General features: G+C 71.5%; 13 protein-coding genes. 4 read left to right on the top strand and 9 right to left on the bottom strand.

Going from position 1 to position 14570, the window contains the following annotated elements; all coding sequences use genetic code 11:
- The 5 genes from ACFUNE_RS28970 to ACFUNE_RS28990 form a co-directional block, all read right to left on the bottom strand.
- On the bottom strand, window positions 1–1713 hold the full coding sequence (locus ACFUNE_RS28970; RefSeq protein ID WP_383574106.1) for an aldehyde dehydrogenase family protein: 1713 nt from the start codon (window positions 1711–1713) through the stop codon (window positions 1–3).
- Window positions 1710–3044 (bottom strand): MFS transporter, encoded by a 1335-nt coding sequence (locus ACFUNE_RS28975; protein WP_383574108.1) that lies wholly within the window; start codon window positions 3042–3044, stop codon window positions 1710–1712. Before ACFUNE_RS28975 ends, ACFUNE_RS28970 begins: the two co-directional genes overlap by 4 nt.
- Window positions 3045–3076: 32 nt before the next feature.
- Window positions 3077–4012, bottom strand: a complete 936-nt coding sequence (locus ACFUNE_RS28980) for a TauD/TfdA dioxygenase family protein (RefSeq protein WP_383574110.1) — start codon at window positions 4010–4012, stop codon at window positions 3077–3079.
- Between the two features lie 208 nt (window positions 4013–4220).
- The gene (locus tag ACFUNE_RS28985; protein ID WP_383574112.1) at window positions 4221–4823 is read right to left on the bottom strand and encodes a TetR/AcrR family transcriptional regulator; all 603 of its coding nucleotides are present in this window, start codon (window positions 4821–4823) and stop codon (window positions 4221–4223) included.
- A 59-nt stretch (window positions 4824–4882) separates the two neighbouring features.
- Window positions 4883–6415, bottom strand: coding sequence for a class I adenylate-forming enzyme family protein (locus ACFUNE_RS28990; protein WP_383574114.1), 1533 nt, complete (start codon window positions 6413–6415; stop codon window positions 4883–4885).
- A gap of 97 nt (window positions 6416–6512) precedes the next feature.
- On the opposite strand from ACFUNE_RS28990, the gene ACFUNE_RS28995 reads away from it, so the two are divergent.
- On the top strand, window positions 6513–7121 hold the full coding sequence (locus tag ACFUNE_RS28995) for a TetR/AcrR family transcriptional regulator (RefSeq protein ID WP_383574116.1): 609 nt from the start codon (window positions 6513–6515) through the stop codon (window positions 7119–7121).
- Between the two features lie 28 nt (window positions 7122–7149).
- Window positions 7150–8787, top strand: coding sequence for an acyl-CoA dehydrogenase family protein (locus ACFUNE_RS29000; RefSeq protein ID WP_383574118.1), 1638 nt, complete (start codon window positions 7150–7152; stop codon window positions 8785–8787).
- Window positions 8788–9034: 247 nt separating this feature from the next.
- Here the strand turns inward: ACFUNE_RS29000 and ACFUNE_RS29005 are convergent, their stop codons facing one another.
- The 4 genes from ACFUNE_RS29005 to ACFUNE_RS29020 form a co-directional block, all read right to left on the bottom strand.
- On the bottom strand, window positions 9035–10207 hold the full coding sequence (locus ACFUNE_RS29005; protein ID WP_383574120.1) for an LPXTG cell wall anchor domain-containing protein: 1173 nt from the start codon (window positions 10205–10207) through the stop codon (window positions 9035–9037).
- A gap of 210 nt (window positions 10208–10417) precedes the next feature.
- Window positions 10418–11335, bottom strand: a complete 918-nt coding sequence (locus ACFUNE_RS29010; RefSeq protein WP_383574122.1) for a DUF2510 domain-containing protein — start codon at window positions 11333–11335, stop codon at window positions 10418–10420.
- 209 nt (window positions 11336–11544) lie between these two features.
- On the bottom strand, window positions 11545–12216 hold the full coding sequence (locus ACFUNE_RS29015) for a response regulator (protein ID WP_383574124.1): 672 nt from the start codon (window positions 12214–12216) through the stop codon (window positions 11545–11547).
- A gap of 2 nt (window positions 12217–12218) precedes the next feature.
- Complete coding sequence (locus ACFUNE_RS29020; RefSeq protein WP_383574126.1) at window positions 12219–13172, bottom strand: sensor histidine kinase; 954 nt, start codon at window positions 13170–13172, stop codon at window positions 12219–12221.
- 210 nt (window positions 13173–13382) lie between these two features.
- Between ACFUNE_RS29020 and ACFUNE_RS29025 the strand changes: the two genes are divergently transcribed.
- Window positions 13383–13643 (top strand): hypothetical protein, encoded by a 261-nt coding sequence (locus ACFUNE_RS29025; RefSeq protein WP_383574128.1) that lies wholly within the window; start codon window positions 13383–13385, stop codon window positions 13641–13643.
- A gap of 82 nt (window positions 13644–13725) precedes the next feature.
- On the top strand, window positions 13726–14457 hold the full coding sequence (locus ACFUNE_RS29030) for a FadR/GntR family transcriptional regulator (protein ID WP_383574130.1): 732 nt from the start codon (window positions 13726–13728) through the stop codon (window positions 14455–14457).
- Window positions 14458–14570 lie beyond the last annotated feature (113 nt).

The raw sequence follows: 14570 nt of genomic DNA on the forward strand, positions 1-14570 counted from the left end.
TCAGCCTCGCAGGGCCGACGCGAAGATGCCCGGCAGGCGCGTCGGTCGCGGGTCCGTCGCGTAATTCGTGAGCCTCTCCATCGTCGTACGCCCGGTCCGGTTGGTGACGTAGTACGGCGGGCGTGGCGACAGTGACGGAGAGCCGGTGAACAGGCCGCGTGGCGCGGGCGCGAAGGGGGCGCGCAGCACGGTCTTCTCCACGTCCTCCAGCATGAACGCGTTGTGGACGAACCCGATCCCGCTGCCGATGTCCTGGCGGGTGTGACCGGGGAAGGCCCCCCAGGGCGTGTAGCCGAGCAGGAAGCCGAAAGCGGACCAGCAGTTGACGCCGAGGGTGCCGTAGCGCAGGTCGGCGACGGCCCGGTCGACGGCGGTTCGGTGGGCGCGCTCGGTGCGGGGGTGCACCAGGAGCGTGGCGCCGAGGGTGCCGGGGAGCCTGTCGTTGGCGAACTCGACGGCGGCGCGCAGGAACTGAGGTGCGTCCTCGCCCGGGAGGCGCACCACACCCATGGCGCTGGCGAAGACCTCGTCCGTGAGCATGGGGTCGTCCGCGTCGGGGATGTCCGGGACGAGTACGCGGCAGGTGTCGCCGGCGTAGGTCTCCGCCTCGGGGTGGGCGCTGGTCACCGCGTCGAGGCGGGCGGCGGCGCCCGGGTAGTAGTCGCTGCGCCGGGGCAGTTCGCGGAGTACGTGACGGATCTCCGCGAGGAGCCGTTCGGTGCCGTCCCAGTGGCGGGGCAGGAGCAGGATCTGTGTGGCGACGCAGTTGTGTCCGGAGTTGTTCAGCTTGCTGGTGACGATGTGTTCGGCCTGGAAGCGGAAGTCTGCCGCGCTCCACGGTCCGGGTGTCACTATGCAAGGGCTGACACCACCCAGCTCGCTCGTGAACGGCTTCGCGTTGAGGGGGGAGTCCGCGCGCCGGCGTTCCTCCGCCCCCTTGCCGGTGCCCCACACGATGGCGTCGTGGGTGCGCTCGCTGCCGGTGACATGGATGGTGTCGACGTCCTCATGAGTCGTGAGGTACGCGCCCTCGGCGGGGCCACCGTCGACGAAGCGTACCCAGCCGTGTTCCACGAAGTCGGCGAACACCTCCTCGAAATGCGGTCGGAGGTAGGCGTTGACCGGGTTCATCTTGGCGAGGACGACCTGTCCCTCGGCGTAGAGCTTGTGCAGGATGTCGAGTGGGGTGATGGCCGGGACGTTCCCGGCGCCGAGCACCAGCGCGACAGCCGGTTCACCCGGCCGGCCGCGGTATTCGCCGGCGGCGCGGGCCAAAACCTGCTCGCGGGTCGTTCCGGGGAGTGTCCACACTTCGGCGGTGAAGCCGTTCAACAGCAGGCGGTCCGTCCCCGTGGCGGGGAAGACGTCCACGACGGTGCGGTCGTCACGTGAGCGGATGGCTTTGGCGGGCACCGGGTCGTGCCCGGCGGCCATGCGGCGCAGTACGTGCAGGTACGCGCCCGCGGTCTGGGCCAGCGCCCAGGGGGCTGAGACCCAGTCCTCGGCAGCCCAGTCGGACAGGGGGGCGTAGCCCTTGGCGTGGGCGGAGTCGGCCACCATGCCGGGTGCAGCCTCCCTGATGCGGGGGAGTATCCGCTCCAGCAGACGGATGCGCTCCGGCAGCGGTGTCGCGGTCCACGAGTCGGCGTGGCCACGCAGCTCGGCGACGGCGCGGTCGATCGTGGTGGTGTCGAGTGTCGGTGCGGTGCTCAAGAGTCAGCTCCTGTTCGGGTGGGGTGAGAAGGCCGGCCGCCCAGCCGGGCGATGTCCCGGTCCGGGTCGACGAGGACGAAGGACGCGGCAGCTCCTGCGGCGAGCAGGACGCCGGCCAGCACGATGGCGCTCTGATAGCCGGAGGTGCCGTGTGCGTCGACGAGCGCCCCGACGACGGCGGGCGCGGCGAGGCCCGCCACGGTCACCACCGCGTTCATGACGCCCAGGGCGCCGCCGTTCCTGGACGGCGGGGCGAGTTCGGCGACGGTCGTGGCGGCGATCGCCGCGTAGGATCCGCCGACCCCGAACCCGAGTGCGACCAGCACGGTCTTCGCGGTCGGTCCGTCGGCCATGGGCAGAGTCAGGCAGCAGACGGCGCCGACGCCGAGGAGGCAGCCGCCGACCCAGCCGCGGGCACGCCGGCTGCCTGCGCCGCGACGCATCATCCGCCCGGTGACGCCGGCCTGGGCGAGCAGGACGACGGCACCGATCGCCCACGGGGCGATGACGACGGTGCCCGCGTCGTGGGCCGAGTAGCCGAGGGCGTTGCGCAGGTAGGACGGGAGCCAGACCAGCATCAGGGCCACCGACCAGTAGCTGGTGAAGTAGGCGAAGGTGGCGCCGAGCCAGGTCCGGCTGGCGAAGATCCTCCGGTACGGCAGGTCGGCCCGTTCCTCGGCCCGTGCGGCTGCGGAGCCCTGCTGTCCCGTACGGTGCCGGCCGTCCGCGCCGAGTGCCGCCCACGCGATCGCCCAGGCCGTTCCGACGCCCACGAGAACCCACAGGGCCGCCCGCCAGCCATGGTGCTGGATCACCCACGACAGCCCGGGTGCGGAGACGATCACCCCCAGAGTGATGCCGAGGGTGATCAGGGCACCGGGCAGATTGCGCCGGTCGTTGGGGAACCAGGCGAGCGTGGCCTGTTGCGCGACGGGGAAGGCCGGCCCCTCCGCCGCCCCGAGGAAGACCCGTGACGCGATCAGCACGGCGAGGCCGCCGCCGATCGCCGCGGGCACCTGTGCCACGGACCAGAGGGCGGCCATGATCAGCAGGAGCATCTTCGGTGACACCCGGTCGGCCGCCAGGCCGACGACGACCGCGGCGACGGAGAAGAGCAGGAAGAACGCACTGTTGGCGAGCCCGAACCGGGTGGCGTTCAGATGGAGGTCGGCGCGGATCTCGTCGGCGGCCAGGCCGAGGACGGACTTGTCGGCGAAGTTGACCATCATGAAGACCACGAGCAGCGTGGTCACCGTCCAGGCGCGGACCTTGCTGCTGGTGGCCCCGGTGTTCACGGGCCGGTGCTGGGGCAGGGGCGGTGCCGCGGTCATGAGATCTCCCTACGTTGTCGTGTGGCCCGGGGTCAGGACAGCGGGACGCCGGCGATGGCGATGCGCTCCATCACCCGGCGCCGGGGGAAGTAGTCGTTGACCGCGTAGTGCTGGGTGGCGATGTTGTCCCAGATCGCGACGGAGTCGGGCTCCCAGCGGAAGCGGATCTGGAACTCGGGTATGCGCGCCTGGAGAACCAGGATGTCCAGCAGCTCGCGGTTGCCGGCCTCGGACAGCCCCTTGATGTACCGGGTGAACGGCTCGTTCACGTACAGGGTCTTGCGGCCGCTGCGCGGGTGCCTCACGACCACAGGGTGCTCGACCTGCGGCCAGGACTCACGGAAGTCGGCCTTCTGCTCGTCGTTCATGAGGGCGCCCCAGCTGGCCTCCCAGTCGTGGACGGCGGTGAGCCCCTCGATCCGCTCCTTCAGGCCGGAGGGGAGGTTGTCGTAGGCGGAGGCCATGTCCGCCCACATCGTGTCGCCGCCCGCGGCGGGCACTTCCACGGCTCGCAGGACCGCGCCGAGCGACGGGTTGGCCATGAACGAGTGGTCGCTGTGCCAGATGTTCTTGTTGCCGGCGGCCTTCGCGTCCTTGGCGAGCCTGGAGATGCCCGGGGTCCCGGTCCGGGCGAAGAACGGGTTGGCCTCAGGCGGGCCCCAGACGCCCGACAGGGCGAGCTGATGCTCGGGGGTGAAGCCGGTCTGACCGCGGAAGAAGATCACTTTCCACTCCAGCAGCGCCTGGCGGAGCTCCGCCGCGAGCTCGTCGGTGATCGTCCTGGTCAGGTCGACGCCGCCGAGCACGGCCCCGAAGTGGGGGGTGAGGGGGGCGATGTCCAGCAGTCGGTAGCCGGACTGCTCGGCTCCGGGAGCCAGTCGCTCCAGGACGCGGTTCCCGTAGTGCATGAGGGGCTTGTCGAGTACGGGCCTGGGGTTGGTCACAGGGGTCGAAGCGACGTCCTGCATGAGGTTCCTCCCGATGGTGGCACTCATTACGTAACCGGCAGTATCGATATTGTCCGGCGGCTGTGCAAGGGGTTGGGAGGGATTGATCTTCTGCGGGTTCCTGGCCCGGCGTACGGACCGTCGCCACTGCTTCCGGACAGCCCGGAAGGCGCACGGGCGCGAGAGGGCGCCGCACGGAAGGGTGCTGAGGTCCGGTGCCTGCGTCAGGTCACGGCCGGTCGCCGACCGCCCGGCCGATCAGGTCCACCACGGACTCGACGAGCACCTCGTCGGGCAGCCGCTGCTCTCCGACCATGCGGAAGGCCAGTGACGCTGCCACGAGTGTCGCGGCGGCGTCCACGTCGACGTCCGCTCTCACGTCGCCGCGCGCGACTCCGCGCTCCAGCAGGTGCCGCGTCTCGCTCATCACGCGCGCTGTGTAGGCGCGATAGGCGCCGGGCTCCGCTCCGGCCTCTGCGGCCGCGCCGATCACCCCTGCCAGCAGCCGGTCGACGCCCGGCCGGCGGTACGCCTCCATGCGTGAGGTCAGCAGGGCCCGCAGTTCAGCGCGGAAGTCTCCCATGTCGGGTACGGCGAGCGGGCCGATCCGGGACTCGGCGGCGGCGATGACGAGATCCTGCTTGGTGGGCCAGCGCCGGTACATCGCGGGCTTGCTCACCCCGGCACGGGCAGCCACGGCGTCCATGGTCAAGGCGCTCATGCCGCTCTCCGCCACCAGGTCGACGACGGCGTCCAGGACGGCGCGGGTGACATGGGCCTGGCGCGGCCGCCCAGGCCCTCTCCGCGTCTGCTGATCGTGCTCGTCGGCCATGCCGAGACCCTATGCGGTCCTCGGCTGCTGCCGCCCGAGGGGTGCGGAACCGCAACCGCTCACTGCCGCTCCGCCTCGGCCAGGCCGGCCCGGATCACATGCTTGGTGATCTTCCCCGAGGGGGTGCGGGGGAGCTCCCGGCGCAGCACCAGCTCGCGGGGGATCTTGTAGCGGGCGATCCGTGTCTCCAGCCACGCACGCAGTCCGTCCAGGTCGGGTTCCGTCCCGTCGCGCGGCACCACGACGGCCACGACGGTCTCTCCCCATTGCGGGTGCGGACGGCCGACCACGGCGATGTCGAGGATGTCCGGGTGGCCCCGCAGTGCGCCTTCCACCTCCTGGGAGGCGACGTTCTCCCCGCCGGTGATGATGAGGTCCTTCAGGCGGTCCACGACCGTCACGAACCCGTCCTCGTCGAGTCGCCCCAGGTCGCCGCTGCGGTACCAGTCTCCGGCGAAGACCTCCGCGGTGGCGGCGGGGTCGTCGAGGTAGCCGACCATGCGTGTGTCCGAGCGCAGCCAGATCTCGCCGGTCTCCCCGGCGCAGGCGTCCGAGCCGTCCGGCCGGACCACGCGCAGGTCCACGCCGGGCATGCCGCCGCGCCCGATCGCACCGGCCTTGGCGACCTGCTCGGCCGGGGAGAGCGAGGCCCCCACGGGGCCCGTCTCGCTCATCCCGTACACCTGGTGGAAGCCGTCCGAGCCGTACGCCTTCATCAGGCGGCGAGCCGTCCCGGCGTCCAGAGGCCCGGCGCCGTAGATCCAGGCGCGTACGGACGTCAGGTCGAAGTCGGCGAAGTCGGCGACGGTCCGCACCGGGGCGATGAGCGCGATCGGGGCCCCGAACAGGGCGGTGATCCGCTCGCGCTGGATCGTCTCCAGCATGGCGCGGGGGTCGTACTCGCGCTGCAGTACGACCGTGGCCCCGAGCAGCAGGGTGCTCATCGTCCAGTTGTTGAGCGGGGACGCGTGCCAGATCGGCATGCAGATCAGGAACCGCTCGTCGCGGTGGAGGGGGATGGCGGCGGCGGTGTACGTCGCGGTCAGGGCGATGGACCGGTGCGTGTGCACACAGCCCTTCGGGTTTCCGGAGGTGCCCGAGGTGTACAGGATCTGGGCGATCTCGTCGTCCGCTCCCGGCTCGCCGATCCAAGGCTCGGCGGATGCCACGAGAGACTCGAAGCAGTCCGCGGGGCGCGTGCCGGCACCGGCGTCGGGGTGGCTGACCAGCCAGGGCATGTCCACGTCGGTGGAGGTCGCGCGCTCGCCGATCTCTGCGTCGACGATGCCCAACCGTGCTCCGCAGTGCCGAAGTTGGCGTGACACCTCGGCCGTCCGGAGCTTGTGGTTCACCGGCACCAGCGTGGCGCCCATGTGCCAGGCGCCGAACGCGGCGAAGAGGAAAGCGGGGGTGTTGTACGTCATGACCGCCAGCCGGTCACCCGGTCGCAGCCCGGCTTCGCGCAGTACGGTCGCGGCGCGACGGGCGGCGTCGGCAACCTCCTGGTAGGTCCAGCGCTGTTCGCGGTAGACGACCGCTTCCTTCACGCCGGCCGAGCGAGCCGCGCTTTCCAGCAGGGTGCTGAGATGCATCACGTTCTCCTGACGAGCCGAGCCGTCGGGAACCGGTCACGGCGGAAACTCTGAATCGGTCATGGCGGGAAACTCTGAATGATGGTTCACTCCTTTCATGCCCTACCGCAAGACCCCAGCCGAAATCAGTCGGCTCGAAGCCGCGCGAGAGCGCCTCGTCTCCTGTGCCACCTCGGTCGTCGCCGAAGTGGGCTGGTCACAGGCGACCGTGACCGCTGTCGCGGACGCGGCCGGCATCGCAGCCGGTTCGGTGTACCAGCACTTCCCGTCCAAGGCCGCGCTCGCCGTGGAGGTCTTCCGGCGCGCCGCCGGACGCGAGGTGGAGGTACTCGGCGAGGTGCTGCACGGCCCGGGCTGCCCCGTCGATCGCCTCCGCCGGGGTGCCGAGGTGTTCGCCCGCCGCGCCTTGGAGAACCGCGGACTCGCCTATGCCCTGCTCGCCGCCCCGGCGGAGCCCGCGGTCGGCGCCGAGCGCCTCGAATTCCGGCGGCACTACCGCGCGCTGTTCGCCGAAGTGGTCCGCGAGGGCATGGCCGTAGGCCGGCTGCCGCAGCAGAACGCCGAGATCACCGCCGCCGCTCTCACCGGCGCGATCGGTGAAGTGCTCGTCGATCCACTCGCCGATCCCGATGAGAGCGCCACCGAGGAATTGCTCACCGACCTCACCGCCACTGCTCTGCGCTGCGCGGGCGCTCCCGACTCCTGACACATCCGCTCGTCCTGAAGGAGGGCCCATGCCCACGACCGGCTCCGTCACCCACGAAGTGACGAACCAGGTACCACCGTTGACCGGTCATGACGCCGCGGACGACCCGGTGCTGATCGAGGGTGTCCGCCGCGAGGGGGCTGCGTGGTGTCTCGACGACCTGCACCGGACAGGCCGACGGGCCGCCAGCGAGGAAGTGCAGTGCTGGGCCGACCAGTCCAACCGGTACGAGCCCGTGCTGCGCACCCACGACCGCTATGGCCACCGGGTCGACGAGGTCGACTTCCACCCCGCCTACCACGCGCTGATGGAGGTGGCGATCAGCGAAGGGCTCGGCGGCAGCGCATGGGCCGACGAGCGGGCGGGCGCCCATGTGGCGCGGGCCGCGGGCTTCATGGTGTGGAGCGGCACCGAGGCGGGCCACGGCTGCCCGGTCTCCATGACGTACGCGGCGGTCCCGGCCCTACGGCACGCCCCTGACCTCGCCAAGGTGTACGAGCCTCTGCTCACCAGCCGCGTGTACGACCCGGGTCTGCGCACTCCGGCCGGCAAGCGGGGCCTGCTGGCCGGCATGGGAATGACGGAGAAACAGGGCGGCTCCGACGTCCGCGCCAACACCACCACGGCCACCGCGCACGCCGACGGAACCTGGCGACTGCGAGGGCACAAGTGGTTCACCAGTGCCCCCATGAACGACCTGTTCCTCGTCCTGGCCCAGGCGCCCGGCGGCCTGTCCTGCTTCCTGGTCCCCCGCGTCCTGCCGGACGGCAGCCGCAACACCTTCCGCATCCAGCGCCTCAAGGACAAGCTCGGCAACCGCTCCAACGCCAGCAGCGAACCCGAGTTCGACGACACGGTGGCCTGGCTGGTCGGTGCCGAGGGCAAGGGCGTACGCACCATCATCGACATGGTCACCATGACGCGGCTCGACTGCGTCCTCGGATCCGCCGCCGGCATCCGCGCCGCTCTCGGCCAGGCCGCTCACCATGCCCGGTACCGCTCGGTGTTCGGCGCCAAGCTGATCGATCAGCCGTTGATGCGCAACGTCCTCGCCGACCTCGCGCTCGAGTCCGAGGCCGCCACCACACTCGCCCTGCGCCTGGCCGGTGCCGCCGACCGGGCCCAGCACGGCGACGAGGGTGAGCGCGCTCTGCTCCGCCTCGCCACAGCTGTCGGAAAGTACTGGGTGTGCAAGCGCCAGCCCGTCGCCGTCGCAGAAGCCCTGGAGTGCCTCGGCGGCAACGGCTACGACGAGACCTCAGGGATGCCCCGCCTCTACCGGGACGCCCCGCTCAACGGCATCTGGGAGGGCTCGGGCAACGTCAACGCCCTCGACATGCTGCGGGCGTTCACGCGTGAGCCGGAATCGCTGGAGGCCCTCCGGGCGGAGATCGAGACTGCGGCCGGCGCCGACGGACGGCTCGACGCCGCCTGGCGCACGCTCCAGGGCGAACTCGTGGTCACCGACGACGCCCCGTTGCGTGCGCGCCGGGTCATCGAACGTGTGGCGCTCGTGCTGCAGGGGTCCCTTCTGGTCCGGCACGCGCCCGCTCCGGTCGCCGATGCGTTCTGCGCGTCGCGGCTCGCCGGGGACCGAGGGCTCGCCTTCGGGACGCTGCCGCCGGACACGGACTTCGCGGGAATCCTGGCGCGGCTCCCCGTCTGACCGCCACCCCGGCCCCGCACGCGCTCCTGCGTGTGCGGGGGACTGCGAATCGCCCCCGCCCGAAGGCGGTTGAGGTGGTCGGCGTCCAGAGGCCCGGCGTCGGCAAGGGCATCCGGGATCCGGCCGGAGCAGTTGCTCCGACCGGATCGTCCTGCCCTGGCGACTGCGGTGTCCACTCCGGCGCGGGCTGAGCTCCGCTCGCTGCTTCGGAGCTCCCGTGGCTCGGGGTACCACCGCGTCGCTTCCGTCAGGCCGCGCCCTGGGTGCGACGGCGGCGCACGAAGAGGAGTGCACCCCCGCCCGCGATCGCGGCTGCGGCAGCGGTGCCCGCGACGGCCGTCGTGGAGGAGGCCCCGGTCGCTGCCAGCTCGCTGCCGTGCGTCGTGGGTTCGTTACCTCCGGTCGAGCCGGTCGAGCCGGTCGAGCCGTCCGTCGAACCTGTGGAGCCGGTGGAACCGCCGCTCTTCACATCCAGGGTGATGTCGGCCTTGTCGTTGCCCTTGTCCGGGTCGAACGGCCGGGCCTCGGCGTTCAGTGCCACGGAACCCTTCGCGCCCTCCACCCGCTTGTCGATCTTCAGCTTGAAGGTGTAGGTCTCGCCCTTGCCCTCGTCGACCCACCGCTGGCTGGTGCCGCACTCGTACACCTTGCCCGCGGGCTCGCAGTATCCGTCTGCCTTGACGACGGAGGTTCCGGCCGGAAGCGTGATCAGGACCTTGGGCAGCGGGCCACCCTCCTCGGTCAGCACCCAGGCGGGTCCGGCGTTGGTGAACCTGGTCGTCAGGGTCACGGTGTCGCCGGGGCTGCCCGCGAGCGCGGCACCCTCGACCTTGAAGTCGGCCGTGTTGACGGAGGTGACCGGCACGTCGACGGCCTCCTCCTTGGCCTCGCCACCGGCCGGGCTCTCCACCAGCTTCACCGCGGGGGCGGTCCCGGCCACCGGCGGCGTGGCGGCGTCGTCCAGGCCCGGGGCGTAAGGCCAGACGCTCACACGCAGCACGTCGTTGAGCGCGTTGTCCAGCGCCTTGATCGCGAGGGGCTTCTCGGGCGTGAAGGTGGCACCGGGCTCCACCGCCTGGTCGAACTCGCACACCACGTTCGACTTGGCGGTCATCTCGTCGTAGGAGGTGACCTGGTGCGTCCGGCAGTTGGACGGGACGTCCGCATAGCCGAGTCCTCGGGTGACGGAGTACATGACCCAGACCTTGTCGGCGGTCGAGGTGCCCTTGTTCGTCAGGACGACCGGCTGGTCGAAGGTGCTGCCCGGCTTCACGCCGTCGACCGGGGCGAGATCCTGAACGGCCAGCTGGGGCTCGGTCTCATCGGCGGACGCGACGGGGGCGATGCACAGCAGTGCCAGGCCGGCAGCGCTCAGGGCGGCGGCGAGGGTGAGGGCGGCGCGGTGAGGGGGGATCGGCATGGAGATGAACCTCTGTTGGACGCAGTTGGGCGGACGATGTCCTATGGGGTGGACAGTCCTTCACTGTTCGAGACTGTTTCCGGTGGGGATCGGTTGCATTGACGGGGCAACTGGAATACCCCGGAGTCACGAGTCCGGTGTGTGCGAGCCGGACGGGCGGAGGCCGCACCGGAACGGTCCGGTGCGGCCTCACGGGTGTGCGGGGATCCCTCAGGCGGTCTCGCCGGAACCGGCGGTGGAGCCGGTTCCCTCGGCCTCCTTGATGCCCTTGGTGATGTCGTCCAGCACCGAGAGCTTCGGCGCCTCGGCGTTGATGTCGAAGCCGGAGCGGACGACGACCAGCATGCCCTTGACGTTGGGGGAGGGGAACGCGAGCGACTCGACGTATCCGTCGTCGCCGTTCTTCGTCACCACCTTCCAGCGCACGGCGTAGCCCTTCTGCCCGGCGACCGTGACGGCCCCGGACCTGAGCTCCTCGTGCGAGGTGATCCCGCCGTAGACCTTCTCGCCGTACGACTCCTCGGCGTTGGCCTTGATGTCGGCCTCCGCCGCGGCCTTCGCCGTGGTCGCCTCGATCTTCAGGGCCTGTGCCGGTGCGGAGGACACTCCGCCGCGCACGCACGTATCCGACTCGCTGCCGGGGCAGGCGTACTCGCCGGTCTGCACCCCTGCGCCGATCGGCCCGGACCGGCCGGTCCAGCCGTCGGGTACGGGGATGCTGATGCCGCTGGCCGCGTCGGTGGCGTACCCGTCCTCCGTCTGCGGCATCTGCTCGTCGGGGTTCTGTCCGCCGCCGTCCTGCCCGCCGTCCTGCCCGCCGTCCTGTCCGCCTCCTCCCGGGGCGCCCGGGAGGCGAGGGCTGTTCGAGGGGGCGGGGGCCGAGTCGGACGAGCCTGCGCGGTCGTCGGAGCTGTTGCCCAGCAGATACGCTCCGCCGCCGACGGCCGCGAGTACGACGACGGCGGCGGCGATGCCCGCGCCGATGCGTATGCGACGGCGCCGGACCGTCGCGGGAGGTATCCGGAGTTGGTCGGTCCAGCGGCTCCCGTCCCACCAGCGTTCCTGAAGGGGGCCGATTCCTGAGTGCCCGGGGTCTGGATGCCAGCCGGGCGGGGTCGTCTGGGTCACGAGAGCACCGTAGGGGCACTGGGTGAGAATCCTATGAAACGCACAGCGTGGCCGTGGTCACGTCCCAGGGGCGCCGTGCCGGCCGGGACGCCTCGGCGATCCCGGACACCGCGCTCGCCGTACCCCCGAACAGCTCGCGCCTCAGAAGTCGTTCATCGCCCACGGCCACCGCGAACTGCCGGTGGCGGGGCCGGGTTCCGGCACTTCTGTCAGGGTTCGATCAGCCCGGCCCGGATCGCGTACCGGGTGAGTTCCAGACGGTCGCGGAGCCCCAGCTTCTGCAGCAGATTGGCTCGGTGCCGCTCGACCGTCTTGACGCTGATCACCAGCATGCCCGCGATCTCCTTCGACGAGTGGCCCTCGGCGACCAGCTTGAGGATCTCCTCCTCGCGCTCGGTGATCGCCCGGTCCGGTACGTCGCCGCCGTCCCTGACCCGGTCCAGATAGTTCCGGATGAGGGCGGTGACGGCGCCCGGATAGAGGAACGGCTCGTCGCGCATGGCCGCGCGGCACGCCTCGACGAGGTCGCGGTCGGCGACGGACTTCAGCACGAAGCCCGAGGCGCCGGCCTTCAGGGCCTCGAAGAAGTACTGCTCGTTGTCGTACATGGTGAGCATGAGGATGCGCAGCCCCGGCATCACCCGGGACAGCTCGCGGGCGGCCTGAAGGCCCGTCAGGCGAGGCATGGCGATGTCCAGGACGGCCAGGTCCGGGCGCTCCGCGCGCGCCATCTCGATGGCCTCGGCGCCGTCGCCCGCCTCGGCGACGACCTGTAGGTCCGGTTCACCGTCGAGGATCAGCCGCACGCCCCGGCGGACCAGCGCGTGGTCGTCGGCGAGCAGGATGCGGGTCCTCCTGGAACCGGCGGGGGAGTGGGGCATGGTCAGGCGTCTCCGTTCCGTACGGGCACGTCGAGGCGCACATCGGTGCCGCCCGTCGCACCGCTGCCGAAGGTGAGTGTGGCGCCGATGAGCAGGGCGCGTTCACGCATGCCCCGCCGGCCCGCGCCCTCAGGGGTCCCGTCGAGGCCGCGGCCGTCGTCGCGGACGCGCAGCTCCACCCCGGCGGGACTGCGGCGCAGGGAGAGTTCGAGCAGGGTGGCCCGGGCGTGCCGGACGGTGTTCGTGACCGCTTCCTGGGCGATGCGGTACACGACGAGTTCCGCCTCCTCGCCGAGCGGAGGCAGGTCCTTCTCCAGCCGCCGCCGGATCCGCAGCCCCGCCGGCGTCGGTGTCTCGGTGGTCAGGGCCGTCAGCGCGCTGACCAGCCCCAGCTCCTCCAGCACCCCGGGGCGCAGCCGCCGTGCGATCCGGCGGATCTCGTCCAGGCTGCCCCGGGTGATCTCCTGGACCTGGGCCAGCTCCGTGCGCAGGGATTCCGGGGCGTGTGCGGTGACCCGTTTCAGCTCCAGCAGGACCGCGGTGAGGGTCTGGCCCACCTCGTCGTGCAACTCCTGCGCGACCCTTCGGCGTTCGGCCTCCTGTGCTCCGAGGGCGCGTGCGTTGCTCGTGGCCCGCTCCGCCTCCAGACGGTCGAGCATGCTGTTGAACGTCTCGATCAGGGCGGCCACTTCTCCTTCCCCGGCGACCTCCGGGCGGGGCCGCGGGCTCAGCAGGTCGGTGGTCGTCATCGCCCGGGTGACCCGTTGCAGTGGCGCGAGCCCCAGCCGCAGGAGCAGTGCGTTCGCGCCGAGCATCAGGGCCATGCCGCCGGCCAGGATCAGTGCCTCGGTCAGCACCACCGGGGCCGAGACGGTGATCGGGCCGAGCAGCAGCAGGGCTCCGGCCGCGACCAGGACAGCGGCGTTGAGCAGGAAGATGCGCCAGAACAGGGACAAGACCGCACGGCCTCCTTCGATCGGGTCGCGGGCGGGCGACTGTCTCCACTATCGCCGGTCGGGCGCCGTGCACGGCCCCGCGCCCGGCCCGCGGCCGCGTCTGCATGGCGGACCCCCTCGAAGATGGGTGCCGACCCCGATGTCCCGCGCCCCCGCCCGCGGCGACGATGGATCGGAACCCGACGAGTTCCGATCAGGGAGGGAGTCAGAATGCCCCAGCACGACGAGCGGCCGCGCGGTCACGAGGACCGGCTCCGCCATGACGACCCCGAACGCGCGAGCGCCCCGCGCGGACACCGCCCAGGCCCGAAGTGGCTGTGGCTCGCCGTCGGAATCGTCGGCCTGGCAGCCGGCATCGTCATGGGCCACGGTCTGCTCATCGCCGCCGGCCTGGTGGTGGCCGGGATGGCCGGCCAGCTCCTCGACCCGCAGCGGAGCAACCACCGGAACAGGGTGCCGCGCCCCCGTTGAGCCACCTCGGGGCTTTGGTCCGACCACACGTCCTGTGTGACATAGTCGGAGCATGAGTATCGCCCGGAGCAGGGAGTAGCGGATGCCCGTCGAGTGGCAACCCGTACGGCAGTCCCGCACCCACGAGCTCGTGCTCCAGAGCATCGAGGAGCGGGTCTTCGCCGGAGAGCTCAAAGCGGGCGACCGCCTTCCGCCCGAGCGGGAGCTCGCGCCGGTGCTCGGCGTCAGCCGGTCCGCGCTGCGCGAGGCGCTCAGGGTGCTGGAGACCATCGGCGTGCTGACCGCCCAGCCCGGCCGCGGTCCGGACTCCGGGGCGCGCATCGTCCGCAACCCCGACGACGCCTTGGGCCGTCTGCTTCGCCTCCACTTCGCGCTCGGCAGCTACAGCCTGCACGACGTCCTGGAGGCACGTGTCGTCCTGGAGCGGTCGAGCTGGGAGGCCGCCGCGCGTCACGCGCGGGCCGAGGACCTCGAAGCGGCGGGAGAGCTCGTCCGGCGCATGGGGGAGCCGGACGTGGGTGTGGCCGAATTCAACGACCTCGACACCCGTTTCCACGTGCTGATCGCCGGGAGCTCGGGCAACGCGCTCACCTCCACGCTCACCTCGGCGGTGCGCGAGTCCGTCCGCCCGCTGATCCTGCGGGCGCTGGAGGAGACCGACGACTGGCCGGCGACGGCGGCCGCCCTCAACACCCAGCACGCGCACCTGCTCCGACTGGTGCGCGAGGGGCGGGGCTACGAGGCTGCCGACCTGGTCGAGGAGCACATCAGGGGCCTCCACGGAACGCTGGTCGACGAGAACGGCGCCCGCTAGAGGGGGTCGCCTGCGAGGAACGGGAGCGGGGCCGGTGCGTACGCACCGGCCCCCCCCCCCGGGCGGTGAGCCACCCCCGGGCCGGGCCCCCCGCGGACCCAAAACGGCCCAGG

It is taken from the genome of Streptomyces sp. NPDC057287 (genome assembly GCF_042667905.1).
Lineage (GTDB): Bacteria > Actinomycetota > Actinomycetes > Streptomycetales > Streptomycetaceae > Streptomyces.